The following is a 16,428-nucleotide window of genomic DNA, read 5'->3' on the forward strand; positions in this document are numbered from 1 at the left end:
GCTCATTCCAACTGCCGACACCCGTCCTTGGCCTCCTGCCCCGAACGCCGACAACTGCTCCAACCCGATGGTGCGAGACGATGTTCCCGCAGGCCAGGCAGATACCCCTATCGCCAGTACGCCGACGGCGAACGTGAGACGTCTCGGCCTGCGTGTCGCCCCTCCCCACTAGGGATGTCTTACCCGCAATTACAGACAGTCCATGCGGCGCACGCCGGTTCCCTCCGCTACGGGCGAACATCCTTGCGCTCCAAAATGCGCTCGTGCGCCCTCCATTCCGGACACGCTGTGCACGCAATGGAGGACTCTGCGTAACCCTTGGGGTCTCTCGGCAGTTCTTCCGGCATGGCCCTCCCCGTCCCGCCTCCGCGCTCGCCGCTCGCCGACGACCGCGACGGCCATGGCGACCATGCGCAGTGGTACGAACGCGAGCTCGGCTGGGCGACGACGGGCACCGCTCCGGTCCGGTTGCTGACCGGGCTGCGGTTCGACGTCCTGGAACTGCCCGCGGTCGCGGGTCACGCTGCGCTGCGGCGGGCGGGACGCACCGGGCCGGTGGCACTGACCGGGCAGACCATGGGGCTACTGGTGGCCCCGGGAGGCGCCGACGAGCTGCCGGGGCTGCTCGACTGGCTGGAGTGGGGCGGGGTGGCCCTCACACTGACCGCCGTCGGAACGGGCGGGCGGATCATCGCGCCGGCACCGCCCGGCTGGGCGGCCGGCTCGCCGGGGGCCGCCGTATGGCTGCGGCCCCCCGAGCTGCGGCACGAGGGGGAGTCGGAGCTCCCGGCCCTCGCCGGCCTCGGGAGCAGGGGTGGGGATGCTCCCGATCTCGTACGGCTCGTGGACGCGGTGGCAACGGAATGCCACCGGGCCCGGTTGACGCGTACCGGAACAGGATGGCCGGCAACGGGATGCACGGCCGATCAGTCGACAGCTCAGCCGTTGGCCTTCTCGTAAGCCTCGCGGATCTCTGCCGGAACACGACCGCGGTCATTCACATTGTGACCGTTCTCGCGCGCCCACTTACGGATCTCGGCGGTGTCCTTGTTGCCACCGGGAACGGCGCGACCCTTGCCACGGCCGGCCGCGGCACGGCCACCGGTGCGTCGGCCACCCTTGGCGTACGGCTCAAGAAGACCGCGGAGCTTGTCCGCGTTGGTCGTGGTGAGGTCAATCTCGTACGTCTTGCCATCCAGAGCGAACGTCACTGTCTCGTCCGCCTCGCCACCGTCGAGGTCATCGACAAGAAGGACCTGAACCTTCTGTGCCACCGGATTTCCTTTCATCGAAAATGCAGTACGCGGAAAGGAAACCGCTTTTCTCCGGAAAACACAAACCCCTGGGAGAGGTTCAGGAGTGCAAGAACACGGGAAACATGCGCGATTCGGACATAGGGTTCCGGGTTCTTCCAGCGGTCACAGGTGCAGAAGCATCCGACTGTTGCCCAAGGTGTTCGGCTTCACTCGTTCGAGACCGAGGAACTCTGCTACGCCCTCGTCATAGGAACGCAGCAGCTCGCTGTAGACATCTGTGTCGACCGGTGTCTCTCCGATCTCCACGAAGCCGTGCTTGGCGAAGAAGTCGACTTCGAAGGTGAGACAGAAAACCCGGCGCACACCCAGCCAGCGAGCGGTCTGCAACAGCTTGTCCAGCACTTGATGCCCCACTCCGACACCCTTGATGCTGTGATCGACCGCGAGAGTACGGACTTCGGCGAGGTCTTCCCACATCACATGGAGTGCACCGCAGCCGATGACCCGGGCATCCGCGTCGCGTTCCGCGATCCAGAACTCCTGGATGTCCTCGTAAAGCGTCACCGTCGCTTTGTCGAGCAGGATGCCTTCGCGTACGTACCCGTCGAGCAGACGACGGACCGAGGGCACATCGCTCGTCCTGGCACGGCGGACAGTGATGGCTGCGTTTATAACCGACGGTTCGGTACGGAAATCTGTATGCGGAAGCTCTGAGGACATGCCCCGACGCTATCGCTCGGCCTCCGGGCCCGCGTCATCAGCCGGGTGATCACCGGCCCCCGGGGCCTCCGGGGATACGATCCGCATCGCATCGCGGAGAGCTTCGCGCTGCTCGGCGGACATCATGCCGAAGAAGGCGACAAGAGCGGCCGCCGGGTTGTCACTGTGCGACCAGGCTTCGTTCATCAGTGCGGCCGAGTAGGCGGCGCGGGTGGAGACCGCCGTATATCGATATGCGCGGCCCTCGACTTCCCTGCGCACCCAGCCCTTCTGATGGAGATTGTCCATTACCGTCATGACGGTCGTGTACGCGATGGACCGTTCCTGCTGAAGGTCCTCAAGGACTTCCCGCACGGTGACCGGACGGTTCCATTGCCAGACCCGCGTCATCACGGCGTCTTCCAGCTCTCCCAATTGGCGGGGCACAGCGTCACCATAGTGCTAGATGTCTGGAATGGCAGGTTATTTGCACAGCAAAAGGGCGTACGGCTCATGATGAGCCGTACGCCCTTCGCTCGGTGCAGTGCGATGCGATCCAGTGCTGTGCAGTGCAGTGGCAGTACGTGAGGTACCGGTCAGACGCCGTCGGTCCGCGGGGTCTTCTGCACCGCCTCGGCGCGCCTGGTCGCCGAGTCCACGGCCGCGTCCTCCTTGGCCTTGTTGGGGCCGCCCTGACTCTTGACGATCGTCACGACGAGACCGATGAAGAAGGCGGCCATCACCACGGGGGGCACGAGCGCGGATACGTAGTCCATGGCGTCCAGAGTAGCGAGCCCGGTACGGACTTCCGTGTGCCCCCTCCGCCGTCCGGCGTGGTTATCCCGCGGCGCGCTGCTGCGCCGGCGGGGCCGGCGGGGCCGGGCGGCGGGGCGGGAAGACCTCCGAGGGCTTCGGCGCGGGGCGCTCGGGCGTCGGCACCGGACGGGCCGGGGCCGGCGGGGTCTTCGGCCGTTCGGGTTCGGCGGCCGCCGCCCGGCCGCCGGGCAGCGCCAGCAGCCGGCTGCGCGGAGCGGGGGTCGTCGCGGGTACGGCCCGGCCGGCGAGCCGGGCCCGTACCGACCGCTCGGCGAGCACCTGGCAGCGCTCCAGGAGCGCCGCGGCGACCGGTCTGCAGCGTTGGAGGCGCAGTGCGGCCAGATCCTCCGGGCGGGGGTCGTAACCGGCGGCCAGGGCGTCCTGGAGCAGTTCCAGATAGCCGGTGGCGGAGCCGGGAAGGGCATCTCGGTAGCGGACGAGGTCGGCGAGGAGGAACGCGCGCAGCCGTCCCGCCTCGCCGGCCACCTCGTCGACGGAGCCCGCAAGACGCAGGCAGTCCTGGACATCGTCGTCGGGCAGGGGCGCGGGGTGGAGGGCGTTGGCGAGGGCGCGTCGGAGCACTCGCAGCTCGTCCGCGCTGAACGCCATACCGCCGCGTGATCCGTAAGGCGTGGGCATAGCGCGACAATACGTGCTAAATGGACAAAATCGGCTTAGCTGGCCGACGGCGGCGCGGCGGCGGCCATCCCGCCGCCGCGTCGTTCCCGCAGGTGCCCGGCGCTCCGCCTACATCCGGGCCACATTGCGCTCGTACACCAGGCGCAGGCCGATGAGGGTGAGCCAGGGCTCGTGCTCGTCGATCACGGAGGACTCGCCCAACACCATCGGAGCAAGGCCGCCGGTCGCAATGACGGTGACGTCGTCCGGGTCGGCCGCCAGCTCCTTCTTCATGCGTTCGACAACGCCGTCGACCTGACCCGCGAAGCCGTACACGATGCCCGCCTGCATGGCCTCGACCGTGTTCTTGCCGATCACGCTGCGCGGCCGGGCCAGCTCGATCTTGCGGAGCTGGGCACCCTTGACGCCGAGCGCCTCGACCGAGATCTCGATGCCGGGGGCGATGACCCCGCCCGCGTACTCGCCGCGGGCGGAGACCGCATCGAAAGTGGTGGCGGTGCCGAAGTCGACGACGATGGCCGGGCCGCCGTAGAGCTCGACGGCGGCGACCGAGTTGATGATGCGGTCCGCGCCGACCTCCTTCGGGTTGTCCACCAGGATCGGCACTCCCGTCTTGATGCCGGGCTCCACGAGCACGGCAGGGACGTCCCCGTAGTAACGGCGGGTGACCTCGCGCAGCTCGTGCAGCACCGCAGGGACGGTGGCGCAGATCGCTATGCCCTCGATGCCGTCGCCCAGCTCCTCGCCGAGCAGCGGGTGCATGCCCATCAGGCCGTTGAGCAGCACCGCGAGCTCGTCCGCGGTACGCCGGGCGTCGGTGGAGATCCGCCAGTGCTCGACGATCTCCTCACCGTCGAACAGGCCCAGGACGGTATGGGTGTTGCCGACGTCGATGGTGAGCAGCATCAGGCGCCGGCCCCGTCGGTGTCACGGAAGTCCAGGCCGATGTCGAGGATCGGCGAGGAGTGGGTGAGCGCACCCACGGCGAGGTAGTCGACGCCCGCGTCGGCGTAGGCGCGGGCGCTGTCGAGAGTGAGACGGCCGGACGACTCCAGGGCCGCGCGGCCGCCGACGACCGCTACGGCCTCCTCGGTCCCGGCCGGGGTGAAGTTGTCCAGCAGGATCAGGTCGGCGCCCGCCGCCAGGACCTCGTGGACCTGGTCCAAGGTGTCGACCTCGACCTCGATCGGTACGTCCGGGAACTCGTCCCGCACCCGCTTGAACGCCTCGGCGACACCGCCCGCCGCGATGACATGGTTGTCCTTGACCAGCGCGGCGTCGGAGAGCGACATCCGGTGGTTGACGCCGCCGCCGCAGCGCACCGCGTACTTCTCCAGGGCGCGCAGTCCCGGAGTGGTCTTCCGGGTGTCGCGGACCTTGGCCTTCGTGCCTTCGAGCACGTCGGCCCAGGCGCGGGTCGCGGTCGCGATGCCGGAGAGCCTGCAGAGCAGGTTGAGCGCGCTGCGCTCGCCGGTGAGCAGGTCGCGGGTGCGAGTGGTGACCGTCAACAGCTTCTGGCCGGGGACGACGCGGTCGCCGTCCTCGACGTGGCGCTCGACCTCGAACTCGGCCGTGCAGACGATGGACAGGACGGCCTCGGCGACCCGCAGACCTGCGACGACACCGGCCTCACGGGCGGTGAAGTCACCTGTGGCCATGGCCTCCTCGGAGACCGTCGCGACGGTCGTGACGTCCACGCCGTGGTCGAGGTCCTCCTCGATGGCGACGTGCGCGATGTCCTCGACCTGAACGGGGTCGAGGCCCGCGTCGGCGAGGAGCTGGGCGAGGTCGGGGTCGAGGCCGCACTCCAGCGGGTCCAGCTCGTAGTCGTCGTCCCCGCCGCAGCCGCAGGCGTCCCCGCAGCCGCCGGCGGACGGTGCGGGCGCGCCGATCTGGATCAGCGGTACGTCCACGGGTGTGGGGCGCGGATTCTCTTCGGGCGTGCTCACCGTTACGGCTCCTCGGGGGTGGGGTGGGTCGTGGTCGCTGCTGCGCAGTCTGGTGCCCCCGCCGGGTGTACGGGCGGGAATGCCTCGGATTCAGTCCGGCTGAGGACGAGCCGGCGGTCCGGAGTGAGCCGCACGACGAGGTGGCAGCGCCAGGTCTCGTCGTCCCGCTCGGGCCGGTCCTCGCGCCAGTGGCAGCCGCGGGTCTCCTCGCGCTGCCGGGCGGCGGCGACCAGGACGCGCGAGACGAGGAGCAGGTTGGTGACCTCCCACGCCTCGACACCGGGCTCCGCACGCTTCGGCCCGGCCGCCCAGGCGTCGGCGGCCGCACTGTTGTGCAGGGCCTCGAGTTCGTCGGCGGCGGTGACGAGACTGGCGGCGGAACGCAGGACGCCGGCGCCCCGGGTCATGATCCGCTGGATCGTGGTCCGCACCTCGGGGGCGAGCAGCGGCGAGGGGGCGGGGCGGTCGGTGTCCCTTTCGGTGTCCCGGTCCGTCACCGGGACCGCTGCCTTCGTCACAAGGGCTGAGGCCTCCGTCGTGCGCGACCGGTCCTCGACGATGTCCGCCGCGATGCGTTCGGCGAAGACCAGGCCCTCGAGGAGCGAGTTGGACGCCAGCCGGTTCGCGCCGTGCACGCCCGTGCAAGCGACCTCGCCGCACGCGTACAGCCCAGGGACCGTCGTCCGGCCGCGCAGATCCGTACGGACGCCGCCGGAGGCGTAGTGCGCGGCGGGGGCGACCGGGATCGGCTCGGTGATCGGGTCGATGCCGTGGGCCCGGCAGGCCGCCAGGATCGTGGGGAAGCGCTGCTCCCACATCTCGGCGCCGAAATGGCGGGCGTCGAGGTACATGTGCTCGGTGCCGTGCAGCTGCATCTGGCGGGTGATGGCCTTGGCGACGATGTCGCGCGGCGCCAGTTCCGCCAGTTCGTGCCGGCCGACCATGAACCGCGTGCCGGACGCGTCGACGAGATGGGCGCCCTCGCCCCGAACCGCTTCCGATACGAGGGGCTGCTGGCCCTCGGAATCGGCGCCGAGGAAGAGCACCGTCGGGTGGAACTGGACAAATTCGAGGTCGGAGACCTCGGCGCCGGCCCGCAGGGCGAGGGCGACGCCGTCGCCGGTGGAGACCGGCGGGTTGGTGGTGGCGGAGAAGACCTGGCCCATACCGCCGGTGGCGAGGACCACCGCGGGGGCGTGGACCGCGCCGACGCCGTCGTGCTGGCCCTCGCCCATGACATGCAGGGTGACGCCGGCGGTGCGGCCTTCGGCGTCCGTCAGCAGGTCCAGGACCAGGGCGTTCTCCACGGTGTGGAGGGCTGCGGAGCGGACCGCCTCGACCAGGGCGCGGGAGATCTCGGCGCCCGTCGCGTCCCCGCCCGCGTGCGCGATCCGGCGACGGTGGTGGCCGCCCTCACGGGTGAGCGCGATGTCGCCGGTGTCGGTGGTGTCGAAGTGCGCGCCGGTCCCGATCAGGCGGCGTACGGCGTCGGGGCCCTCGGTGACCAGGGTCCGTACCGCCGACTCGTCGCACAGGCCCGCGCCCGCGACCAGGGTGTCGGCCAGATGCTGTTCCGGGGTGTCGCCCTCGCCGAGGGCTGCCGCGATACCGCCCTGCGCCCAGCGGGTGGAGCCGTCGTCGAGCCGGGCCTTGGTGACGACGACGGTGGCGAGGCCCGCGGCCGCACAGCGCAGCGCGGTGGTGAGGCCGGCGACGCCGGAGCCGACCACCACGACATCCGCGTCGATGGCCCAGCCGGGGGCGGGGGCGGTCAGCCGTATTCCGGTCACGTGTCGGCTCCGAAGGTCAGCGGGATGTTGTCGATGAGGCGGGTGGCGCCCACCCGGGCGGCGACGGCGAGGATCGCGTCTCCGATGGTCCGGTCGTCGGGGATCTCGGTGAAGTCCGCCGGGTCCACGAGCGCCAGATAGTCCAGGGCGAGCGGGGGCTGTTCGGCGGCCGCGTCGTCGAGGATCATGCGTGCGGCGGCGCGCACCGCCGCGGGTCCGTCGTCCGGCCTGGCCCGGGCCACCGCCTGGGTGTCGGCGGCCGCGCGGGCCTCGCCGAGCCGGGTGAGTGCGGCGGCCCGGCCCGTCGTCGCCGGGGTGGTCTGCGCGCGGGCGTGCAGCGCCTGCTGGGCGGCGAGCCTGTCGCGGGCCGCGAACAGGGCCCCGGACAGGGCCAGGGCGGTGCGGCGCTCCTGGGCGTCGAGGAAACGGTTGCGGCTGGAGAGCGCGAGGCCGTCCGGCTCGCGGACCGTCTCCACGCCGACGATCTCCACCGGGAAGTTCAGGTCGCGCACCATACGGCGGATCAGCGCCAGCTGCTGGGCGTCCTTCTGCCCGTAGAACGCGACATCGGGGCGGGTCAGGTGCAGGAATTTGGCGACGACGGTCAGCATCCCGTCGAAATGGCCGGGACGAAACGCCCCTTCCAGCCGCTCGCCCATCGGGCCCGCGGCGATCCTGACCTGCGGCTCACCGCCCGGGTAGACCTCGTCGACGGACGGGGCGAACACCACGTCGGCACCGGCCGCGCCGGCGACGGCGAGATCGGCGTCGAGGGTACGGGGGTAGCGGTCGAGGTCCGCGGCCTCCCCGAACTGGAGCGGGTTGACGAAGACGGTGACGACGACCTGGCCGTCCGGGCCCGCGGCGGCGCGGGCGGCCCGGATCAGGCTCGCGTGCCCCTCGTGCAGGGCGCCCATGGTCATGACGACGGCCCGCGGTCCCTTGCGCCCGCCGGACGCGTCGAGCTCCGCCGCCGTACGGACCAGGGCGGTGGACGTTTCGGTCATCGGGTCTCTCCCGGTCCGGTGCTGCCCGTGGTGCCCGCACCCGTGGCCCCGTCGGCCAGGACGCCGAGCAGGTCCTCCGCCAGCTCCGGCTTGAGCAGGCCGTGCGCCAGCGCCCGGTCGGCGGTGGCGCGGGCCATCGCGAGGTATCCGGCCACGGTCTGCGGGGCGTGCTTGCGCAGCTCGCCGATGTGTGCGGCGACCGTGCCCGCGTCGCCACGGGCGACCGGGCCGGTCAGCGCGCCGTCACCGGAACGCAGGGCGTTGTCGAGAGCGGCTCCGAGGAGCGGGCCGAGCATCCGGTCGGGAGCCTCGACCCCTGCCGTGCGCAGCAGCTCCATCGACTGGGCGACCAGCGTGACCAGGTGGTTCGCGCCGAGGGCGAGCGCCGCGTGGTAGAGCGGACGGGACTCCTCCGCGATCCATTCGGGCTCGCCGCCCATCTCGATGACGAGCGCCTCCGCGGCGAGTCGCAGCTCCTCGGGCGCGGTGACGCCGAAGGAGCAGCCGGCCAGCCGCTGGACGTCGACGCTCGTGCCGGTGAACGTCATCGCAGGGTGCAGGGCGAGCGGCAGCGCGCCGGCCCGCAGGGCAGGGTCCAGGACCCGTGTCCCGTACCGCCCCGACGTGTGGACGATCAGCTGCCCCGGGCGGACCGCACCGGTCTCGGCCAGGCCCTCGACGAGGCCGGGCAAGGCGTCGTCGGGCACGGTCAGCAGGACCAGCTCGGCACGCGCGAGCACCTCGGCGGGCGGTACGAGAGGTACGTCGGGCAGAAGCGCGGCGGCCCGGCGCACCGACGCGTCGGAGACGCCCGACACGGCGACCGGGCGGTGACCGGCGAGCTGCAGGGACGCGGCAAGGGCAGGGCCGACCCTGCCCGCGCCCACGACGCCCACGGTGAGGCGGGCGGGGCGATCCCTCGCGTCGAGGGGCTCCTTGGGTGCTGTTGCGTTCACGCGGCGATGGCCTTCCGTTCCAGTCCGCGGGGGGTACCGGACGATTTCTCTGCATGCTACGCCAGCGTTTCGCGCAGACTCCGGGCCGTCCACAGCCTGTGGACGAATGCGTGGACGGCCGCCGGGGCGTGGACCGCGTAACCGTGTGGGCGGGGGCCGCCTTCTGCGTGATGATCGTCCCATGGCAGACAGGCATGAGCAGGCACGAGCACAGGCGCAGGACGAGATCCGGGAGGAGATCCGGGACCGGGCAGGGGACGGGATACGGGACGGTGAGCCGGACCGCGAAACGGCTGAACGGTTCCGGCGGATCGCCGCCTGGCGCCGGGCCGAACGGATACTTTCGCGGCCGCCCGTCGACCGCACCCTCGGCGAGCAACTGGCCGACCTGGGCGCGTACGCCGGTTCCGTGGCCGATCTGGACCGGCCCGCGGACATCTACGGCGACGGGATCGTCGCCGTACTGGAGCAGCGCATCGCCGATCTGCTCGGCATGGAGGCCGCGGCCTTCTTCCCGACCGGAACGATGGCTCAGCAGGTCGCGCTGCGCTGCTGGGCAGGGCGCACCGGCAGCCAGACCGTGGCACTGCATCCGCTCGCCCACCCGGAAGTGCACGAGCGCGGTGCTCTGGGGTCGGTGAGCGGGCTGCGTACCGTCCACCCGACGTCCGAGCCACGGCTGCCCACCGCGCAGGAGATCCGCGACTTCACCGAACCTTTCGGCACGCTGATGCTGGAGCTGCCGTTGCGCGACGCCGGTTTCGTACTGCCGGAGTGGGAGGAGCTGGAGGCCGTGGTGGCGGCCGCCCGCGAACGCGATGCAGTGGTGCACTTCGACGGCGCGCGACTGTGGGAGTGCGCCCCCCGCTTCGGGCGCGGGCTGCCGGAGATCGCAGCGCTCGCGGACAGCGTGTATGTGTCGTTCTACAAGACGCTCGGCGGACTGTCCGGGGCCGCGCTCGCCGGTCCGGAGTCCCTGATCGAGGAGGCCCGCACCTGGCGCCACCGGTACGGCGGCCAGCTCTACCAGCAGTTCCCCGCGGCGCTCTCCGCGCTGGTCGGCCTGGACCGGGAGCTGCCGAAGCTGTCGTCCTACGTGGCGCAGGCGAAGGTGGTGGCCGGCGCCCTGGCCGAGGGCTTCACGGAGTCCGCTGTTCCGTGGTTCCGGGTGCATCCGGAACCGCCGCACACGCACCAGTTCCAGGTATGGCTGCCGTACGGGGCGGAGGCCCTGACCGAGGCGGCGGTACGGCAGGCGGAGGAGACGGGCGTGGCGCTCTTCCGCAGGTGGCACCCGGCTTCGGCAGGACCGCCCGGGGTGTCGTACACGGAGGTCACGGTGTCGGAAGCGGGGCTGGAGTGGACCGCGCGGGATGTGCGGGTGGCGGTGGGGGAATTCGTGAAGCGGCTGGGTTAGCGGGGCACCGGGTGGTCCGGCGGCCGCTCCGTCCTCAAGCCGGCGGCCGCTCCGTCCTCAAGCGCCGGAGGGGCTGGAGTTGCCCGGCGGGGTGGAGTCAGGCGGGGTGGGGCGATGCCCGTGGGTGAACAGTTCTCGTAGCGCCGTGCGCCAGCGGCGGCGTGCCGGGAGGCCCGCTGTCACCGCGTCGAAGCGGCGCCGGTCGCGTACGTCCCGTACCACCGCCCAGTCGTGCCGGCCGGGCAGCGGCGGCGGCAGTTCACCGTGCTGGGCCGAGCGATAGCTGTAGATCATGTGCTGCTGAATGGCGTCCATGAACTCAGCGTGGGCCGGTCCCGGCGGTCCCGCGCGACGATTGACGACCTCCGTCAAACGGCACCTGACGTTTTCGCCGCACCCCGCACTATTGGGGGGTGAGCGTGAACATCGACATCGCGGGACTGCCGCCCGAGCGCATCGTCTTCGAGACCTCGCCCCTCGCCGAGCTGGGGCTGGCTCTGCATGCGCTCTCCGAGCCGGGGCACCATCCCGGACTTCACGGCTGGGCGACGGCGACCGCCGCCTCGCTGGAGCCCGACCTGGCCGACCGGCTGCACGAGGCCGATTTCCTGTGGCGCAACACGTTCTCCGACGTCTTCATGCCGTTCGCCGGGGTGCGCGGCGGCGACGGCCGGACCGGGGCGACGCTCGCCGAGGATCTGGACATCCTCGACCGGCTGGACGACGAACGGTTCGTCGCCTCCGCCCTGGAGTTCACCTGCGCCAGTCTGTACGGGATCGGCGCGCCCTCCCCGCTCAGCGACCCGCTGATGCGCGCCCGCGCACTGGACATGGCGGCGGCGCGCGGCCCGCGGCAGGTGGAGTTCACCCGGCAGTTGCTGGCCGACCCCGTCCCCGTACGCCGCTGGGTCCGGCGTCTCTTCGAGGACTGCGACGAGGCGTTCTTCGCGGACACCTGGCGGCGGGTCCAGGTCCAGCTGGTCGCCGACGCCCGGCACAAGACGGATCTGCTGCGCCGCAAGGGGGCCGGTGAGGCATTGGGCGCGGTGTCCGCCGCGCTCTCGCTCGACGAGGGCGCGTGCAGGATCAGCGCCGACAAGATGACGGAGGGCTCGACCACCGCGACCGACCCGGCCGTCGGCGCCGGGCTCACGCTCATCCCGACCAGCTTCGGCTGGCCGCATCTGATGGTGCTGCACGCGCCGGGATGGCGCCCGGTGATCCACTATCCGGTGCACCGCCCCGAGCTGCCCTCCTCCGCCTCGGTCGAAACGCTCCAGCTGCGGTTGGAGGCGCTGGCCCACCCCATGCGGATGCGGCTGTGCCGCAACCTCGCCCGTTCTCCGTACACGACCGGTGAGCTCGCCGACTCGCACAGCATCACGGCGCCCGAGGTGTCCCGGCATCTTTCGGTACTGAAGAAGGCCGGTCTGGTCACCACGCGGCGGCGCGGCCGCTACGTACTGCACCAGCTCGACCTGACGGTGGTGGCCCGGCTCGGCAGCGACTTCCTGGAGGGCGTGCTGCGGTGAGGTGAGCCGCGCGCGCCCGCCCTGGTCAGCCCGCCCCGCCTCCGCCGGCCCGCACCAGCCCCGTCTCGTACGCGAGCACGACGACCTGTACCCGGTCGCGCAGGTTCAGTTTGGTGAGGATGCGGCCGACGTGCGTCTTGACCGTCGCCTCGGAGAGCACCAGCCGCGCCGCGATCTCGCCGTTCGACATGCCCTGCGCGACCAGCAGCATCACTTCGCGTTCGCGTTCGGTGAGCTTGCCGATGTCCTTGTGCTTGGGTTCGTCGGTGCTGCTCGGCAGCAGGGGCGAGAAGCGGTCGAGCAGCCGCCGGGTGGTGGACGGGGCGACGACCGCGTCGCCGCTGTGCACCGAACGGATCGCGCCGAGCAGTTCGGCCGGCGGCACGTCCTTGAGCATGAAACCGCTGGCCCCGGCCTTCAGACCGGAGAAGGCGTATTCGTCCAGGTCGAACGTGGTCAGGATGAGCACCTTGGGCGCATCGGGCCGCGCGCAGATGCGCCGGGTCGCCTCGACACCGTCCAGCCTCGGCATGCGTACGTCCATCAGCACCACGTCGACGGCGGTGGAGCGAAGGTTCTCGATCGCCTCCGCGCCGTCGCCGGCCTCGGCGACGACCTCCATGTCCGGCTGCGCCGCGAGCACCATCCGGAAGCCGGTGCGCAACAGCACCTGGTCGTCGACGAGCATCACGCGGATCGCCATGAGGGTCCTTGTCTCCTGTTCCTGTCCAGCAAGCTAGTGGGCGGGCTTGAGCGGCAGCAGTGCGCTGATCCGGAACCCGCCGCCGGGCCGCGGACCGGCGTCCAGCGTGCCGCCGACCATGCCGACCCGCTCGCGCATACCGATCATCCCGTGACCTGCGCCGTCGGCGCCGCCGTCCTCGTACAGTTCGTGCGCCGCGCCCCGGCCGTCGTCCTCGACCAGCAGCCCGAGCCCGTCGTCGAAGTAGACCAGCCGCACGCTGGCCCCGGCGTCCGGACCACCGTGCTTGCGGGTGTTGGTCAGGGCTTCCTGCACGATGCGGTAGGCCGTCAGCTCGACGCCGGTGGGCAGCGGGCGCGGTGTGCCCTCGATCTTGAAGTCCACCGCCAGACCGGTCCGGCGGACCTGCTCGATCAAGTCCTCGATCTGCTCGACGTCGGGCTGCGGGACGTACTCCCCGCTCTCCTGGCTGTCGCCGGTGCGCAGCACGCCGAGCAGCCGGCGCATCTCGGCAAGGGCCTGCCTGCCGGTGCTGGAGATGGTCTCCAGGGCCTGCCGGGCCTGGTCGGGCGCCGCGTCCATCACGTACGCCGCCCCGTCGGCCTGCACCACCATCACCGAGACGTTGTGCGCCACGACATCGTGGAGTTCGCGGGCGATACGGGCCCGCTCGGCGGCCACGGCGACCTTCGACTGTGCCTCACGCTCCCGCTCCAGGCGGGCGGCCCGCTCCTCCAGCTGACTGAAGTACGCCCGCCGGGTCCGCATCGAGTCGCCGAGCACCCAGGCGAGGACGAACGGCACGGTCATGACGACGACGACGAAGACCTCCTGGACCCAGCCGCCCCGGGTCTCGCTGGGCCAGCGCAGCTGCGATAGACCGGCCGCGCACAGGCTGCAGGCCAGTGCGAGCCGTGAGGCCCATCGCTCGCCGACCGTGGCCACCGTGAAGGTGATCACCAGCATGGCGAAGTTCGCGACACTCGGCCTGACGTCGAGCAGCAGCTGCGCGACGCCCGCCGCGACGGCGAGCAGCAGCATCTTCTCCGGCGCCCGGCGGCGCAGCGCGACGACCAGGCAGAGGCCGATGACGACCGGCACGGCAGCCAGCCGATGTGTGCCGCGGCCCTGGTCACCCACGACGGACACACCGGAGAGCCCGAGGAGGACGACAGCCCAGAAGATGTCGACGCCCGTCGGGTGTCTGCGGATGAAGTCGTAGAGGCGCTGCACGTAACCCAGCGTAGGGACAGGCGGCAGGTGGGTGGGTCAGCCGGAGGGTCGATCCGGTTCCTGGGACCGTACTCCCCAAGGTGGAGACTTGGTCCCGTGACGGATGAGTGGCGTGGGTGGCAGGAGGCGGCCGAGGCCGCTTTGTACGAGGACGGGGGGTTCTACCGGAGCCTCGAAGGGCCGGCCGGGCACTTCCGTACGTCCGTGCACGCGTCCCCGCAGTTCGCCGCCGCGGTGGCCCGGCTGCTGGTCGGGACGGCGCGGGAGCTGGGGACGGACGCGGTCGATCTGGTGGATCTGGGGGCCGGGCGGGGAGAGCTGGTGACGGGGGTGCTTGCTGCGCTGCCCGGCATCGCCCCGGCGGGACTCTCGGTACGGGCGTACGCCGTGGAGATCGCCGGGCGGCCGGCCGGCCTGGACCCGCGGATCGAGTGGTGCGCCGAGCCGCCGCCGGGGGCGCGGGGGCTGCTCTTCGCCAACGAGTGGCTGGACAACGTCCCGACGCCGGTCGCGGAGACCGACGCGGACGGCATCGACCGGTATGTCCTTGTCAGGACGGCGGACGGCGCCGAGCGGCTGGGTGAACCGGTGACCGGGGCGGACGCCGCCTGGCTGCGACGCTGGTGGCCGTCGGCCGGGCCGGGCAGCCGTGCGGAGATCGGCCGGCCGCGCGACGAGGCGTGGGCGCGGGCGGTCTCCACCCTGTCCGCGGGGCTCGCGGTGGCTGTCGACTACGCCCACGTACGGCAGGCGCGGCCGCCGTTCGGCACGCTGACCGGCTTCCGGGCGGGGCGCGAGGTGCAGCCGGTGCCGGACGGCAGCTGCGATCTCACCTCGCATGTGGCGCTGGACGCGTGCGCGGCGGCCGGGACCATGGGCGAGGAGCCCGAGGTGATGGATCAGCGGGAGGCACTGCGGGGGCTGGGTATCAGCGGGGAGCGGCCGTCGCTCGCCCTGGCCTCGACCGATCCGGCGGGATACCTGCGCGCGCTCGCGTCGGCGGGTGAGGCGGCTGAGCTGACCGCGCGGGGCGGGCTCGGGGACTTCGGCTGGCTGATGCAACGGGTGACGCGGCGGCCGTATCCGGCGGCCGCGTCCGGCACGACCGGCCCGCCCGGTGATTGAGGGCCTCTCTCGGCCCGTCCGGCGTCGAGTACCGGGGTCCGGGGCGGGAAGGGGCACGTAGGGGGCGGGCCCCGCCGCAGGCGCCCCACCCCGCACCGCCCCCGGCGCTCAGGGAATACTGGCCGTATGACGGAGACGACAGTCGGCATCGGCGGCGCGGCGGAGAGCACCGACATGGTGCTCAACATCGGGCCCCAGCACCCCTCGACCCACGGCGTGCTCCGTCTGCGGATCGTCCTCGACGGCGAGCGGATCCAGCACGCCGAGCCGGTCATCGGCTATATGCACCGCGGCGCGGAGAAGCTCTTCGAGGCCCGCGACTACCGGCAGATCGTGATGCTCGCCAACCGCCACGACTGGCTGTCGGCGTTCTCCAACGAGCTGGGCGTCGTGATGGCCGTCGAGCGCATGCTCGGCATGGAGGTCCCGGAGCGCGCGGTCTGGACGCGGACCCTGCTCGCCGAGCTGAACCGGGTGCTGAACCATCTGATGTTCCTCGGTTCGTACCCGCTGGAACTGGGCGGTATCACCCCGGTGTTCTACGCCTTCCGGGAGCGCGAGGAGCTCCAGGCCGTGATGGAGGAGGTCTCCGGCGGCCGGATGCACTACATGTTCAACCGGGTCGGCGGTCTCAAGGAGGACCTCCCGGCGGGCTGGCTGGGCCGCGCGAGGGACGCCGTCGCGTCCGTCCGCTCGCGGATGGACGTGTACGACAGGCTGGTGCTCGGCAACGAGATCTTCCGGGGCCGAACCCGCGGTGTCGGCGTACTGTCCGCCGAGACCGTGCACGCGTACGGGGTGTCCGGTCCGATCGCCCGCGCCTCCGGGGTCGACTTCGATCTGCGGCGCGACGAGCCGTATCTCGCGTACGGAGAGCTGCAGGACACCCTCAAGGTCGTCACCCGTACCGAGGGCGACTGCCTGGCCCGCTTCGAATGTCTGCTGGAGCAGACCCACAACGCCCTGGAACTGGCGGACGCCTGCCTGGACCGGATGGCCGGGCTGGCGCCCGGTCCGATCAACCAGCGGCTCCCCAAGGTGCTCAAGGCCCCCGAGGGCCACACCTACGCCTGGACCGAGAACCCGCTCGGCATCAACGGCTACTACCTGGTGTCCAAGGGCGAGAAGACCCCGTACCGGCTGAAGCTCCGCTCCGCCTCGTACAACAACATCCAGGCGCTCACCGAGCTGCTGCCGGGGACGCTCGTCGCCGACATGGTGGCGATCCTGGGTTCGCTGTTCTTCGTGGTCGGCGACATCGACAAGTAGCCGGCAGGGTCCCGGGCCCGCTGCCACCGGCCCGTAA

18 protein-coding genes are annotated in these 16,428 nt (G+C 71.5%); 5 read left to right on the forward strand and 13 right to left on the reverse strand.

The annotated features are described in order from the left end of the window. Window positions 1-345: 345 nt before the first annotated feature. Window positions 346-960 (forward strand): SCO3374 family protein, encoded by a 615-nt coding sequence (locus ACIA8E_RS22570; RefSeq protein ID WP_399301002.1) that lies wholly within the window; start codon window positions 346-348, stop codon window positions 958-960. Here the strand turns inward: ACIA8E_RS22570 and ACIA8E_RS22575 are convergent. The 10 genes from ACIA8E_RS22575 to ACIA8E_RS22620 all read right to left on the reverse strand — a co-directional run bounded on the left by ACIA8E_RS22575 (window position 939) and on the right by ACIA8E_RS22620 (window position 9,112). Continuing rightward, window positions 939-1,274 carry an Lsr2 family protein gene (locus tag ACIA8E_RS22575; protein ID WP_399301004.1) on the reverse strand — a complete coding sequence of 112 codons (336 nt, stop codon included), beginning with the start codon at window positions 1,272-1,274 and terminating at the stop codon, window positions 939-941. The two genes, ACIA8E_RS22570 and ACIA8E_RS22575, sit on opposite strands and share 22 nt — an antisense overlap. Before the next feature lie 144 nt (window positions 1,275-1,418). Continuing rightward, window positions 1,419-1,976, reverse strand: coding sequence for an amino-acid N-acetyltransferase (locus ACIA8E_RS22580; RefSeq protein ID WP_078852725.1), 558 nt, complete (start codon window positions 1,974-1,976; stop codon window positions 1,419-1,421). Window positions 1,977-1,985: 9 nt separating this feature from the next. Beyond that, on the reverse strand, window positions 1,986-2,402 hold the full coding sequence (locus ACIA8E_RS22585) for a BlaI/MecI/CopY family transcriptional regulator (RefSeq protein WP_399301007.1): 417 nt from the start codon (window positions 2,400-2,402) through the stop codon (window positions 1,986-1,988). Between the two features lie 149 nt (window positions 2,403-2,551). Next, window positions 2,552-2,731 (reverse strand): hypothetical protein, encoded by a 180-nt coding sequence (locus ACIA8E_RS22590; RefSeq protein WP_399301009.1) that lies wholly within the window; start codon window positions 2,729-2,731, stop codon window positions 2,552-2,554. A 61-nt stretch (window positions 2,732-2,792) separates the two neighbouring features. Beyond that, window positions 2,793-3,380: a hypothetical protein gene (locus ACIA8E_RS22595; RefSeq protein WP_399301308.1), complete on the reverse strand. Its 588-nt coding sequence runs from the start codon at window positions 3,378-3,380 to the stop codon at window positions 2,793-2,795. A gap of 138 nt (window positions 3,381-3,518) precedes the next feature. Continuing rightward, on the reverse strand, window positions 3,519-4,316 hold the full coding sequence (locus tag ACIA8E_RS22600) for a type III pantothenate kinase (RefSeq protein WP_030925312.1): 798 nt from the start codon (window positions 4,314-4,316) through the stop codon (window positions 3,519-3,521). After that, window positions 4,316-5,359, reverse strand: a complete 1,044-nt coding sequence (gene nadC / locus ACIA8E_RS22605) for a carboxylating nicotinate-nucleotide diphosphorylase (RefSeq protein ID WP_399301011.1) — start codon at window positions 5,357-5,359, stop codon at window positions 4,316-4,318. The genes ACIA8E_RS22600 and nadC overlap by 1 nt, the downstream gene beginning before the upstream one ends. Window positions 5,360-5,361: 2 nt before the next feature. Next, window positions 5,362-7,149: an L-aspartate oxidase gene (locus tag ACIA8E_RS22610; RefSeq protein WP_399301013.1), complete on the reverse strand. Its 1,788-nt coding sequence runs from the start codon at window positions 7,147-7,149 to the stop codon at window positions 5,362-5,364. Then, window positions 7,146-8,156, reverse strand: coding sequence for a pantoate--beta-alanine ligase (gene panC / locus ACIA8E_RS22615; protein ID WP_399301015.1), 1,011 nt, complete (start codon window positions 8,154-8,156; stop codon window positions 7,146-7,148). The genes ACIA8E_RS22610 and panC overlap by 4 nt, the downstream gene beginning before the upstream one ends. Continuing rightward, on the reverse strand, window positions 8,153-9,112 hold the full coding sequence (locus tag ACIA8E_RS22620; RefSeq protein WP_399301017.1) for a Rossmann-like and DUF2520 domain-containing protein: 960 nt from the start codon (window positions 9,110-9,112) through the stop codon (window positions 8,153-8,155). Before ACIA8E_RS22620 ends, panC begins: the two co-directional genes overlap by 4 nt. 181 nt (window positions 9,113-9,293) lie before the next feature. On the opposite strand from ACIA8E_RS22620, the gene ACIA8E_RS22625 reads away from it, so the two are divergent. Continuing rightward, entirely contained in the window at window positions 9,294-10,529 is a 1,236-nt protein-coding gene (locus ACIA8E_RS22625) for a threonine aldolase family protein (protein ID WP_399301019.1), read from the forward strand. Between the two features lie 57 nt (window positions 10,530-10,586). Here ACIA8E_RS22625 and ACIA8E_RS22630 read toward each other — a convergent pair whose 3' ends face one another. Further along, entirely contained in the window at window positions 10,587-10,844 is a 258-nt protein-coding gene (locus tag ACIA8E_RS22630) for a hypothetical protein (protein ID WP_399301020.1), read from the reverse strand. A 104-nt stretch (window positions 10,845-10,948) separates the two neighbouring features. On the opposite strand from ACIA8E_RS22630, the gene ACIA8E_RS22635 reads away from it, so the two are divergent. Next, complete coding sequence (locus tag ACIA8E_RS22635) at window positions 10,949-12,061, forward strand: DUF5937 family protein (RefSeq protein WP_399301309.1); 1,113 nt, start codon at window positions 10,949-10,951, stop codon at window positions 12,059-12,061. A gap of 25 nt (window positions 12,062-12,086) precedes the next feature. Here the strand turns inward: ACIA8E_RS22635 and ACIA8E_RS22640 are convergent, their stop codons facing one another. Both ACIA8E_RS22640 and ACIA8E_RS22645 read right to left on the reverse strand, forming a co-directional pair. Continuing rightward, entirely contained in the window at window positions 12,087-12,764 is a 678-nt protein-coding gene (locus ACIA8E_RS22640; RefSeq protein WP_030925297.1) for a response regulator transcription factor, read from the reverse strand. Between the two features lie 33 nt (window positions 12,765-12,797). Continuing rightward, window positions 12,798-13,997, reverse strand: coding sequence for a sensor histidine kinase (locus ACIA8E_RS22645; RefSeq protein WP_399301023.1), 1,200 nt, complete (start codon window positions 13,995-13,997; stop codon window positions 12,798-12,800). 96 nt (window positions 13,998-14,093) lie between these two features. Between ACIA8E_RS22645 and ACIA8E_RS22650 the strand changes: the two genes are divergently transcribed. Further along, a complete protein-coding gene (locus tag ACIA8E_RS22650; RefSeq protein WP_399301025.1) occupies window positions 14,094-15,122 on the forward strand; it encodes an SAM-dependent methyltransferase in 1,029 nt (342 codons plus the stop codon). A gap of 126 nt (window positions 15,123-15,248) precedes the next feature. Further along, entirely contained in the window at window positions 15,249-16,391 is a 1,143-nt protein-coding gene (locus ACIA8E_RS22655; RefSeq protein ID WP_399301027.1) for an NADH-quinone oxidoreductase subunit D, read from the forward strand. Window positions 16,392-16,428 lie beyond the last annotated feature (37 nt).

This window comes from Streptomyces sp. NPDC051664 (assembly GCF_044453545.1).
Lineage (GTDB): Bacteria > Actinomycetota > Actinomycetes > Streptomycetales > Streptomycetaceae > Streptomyces.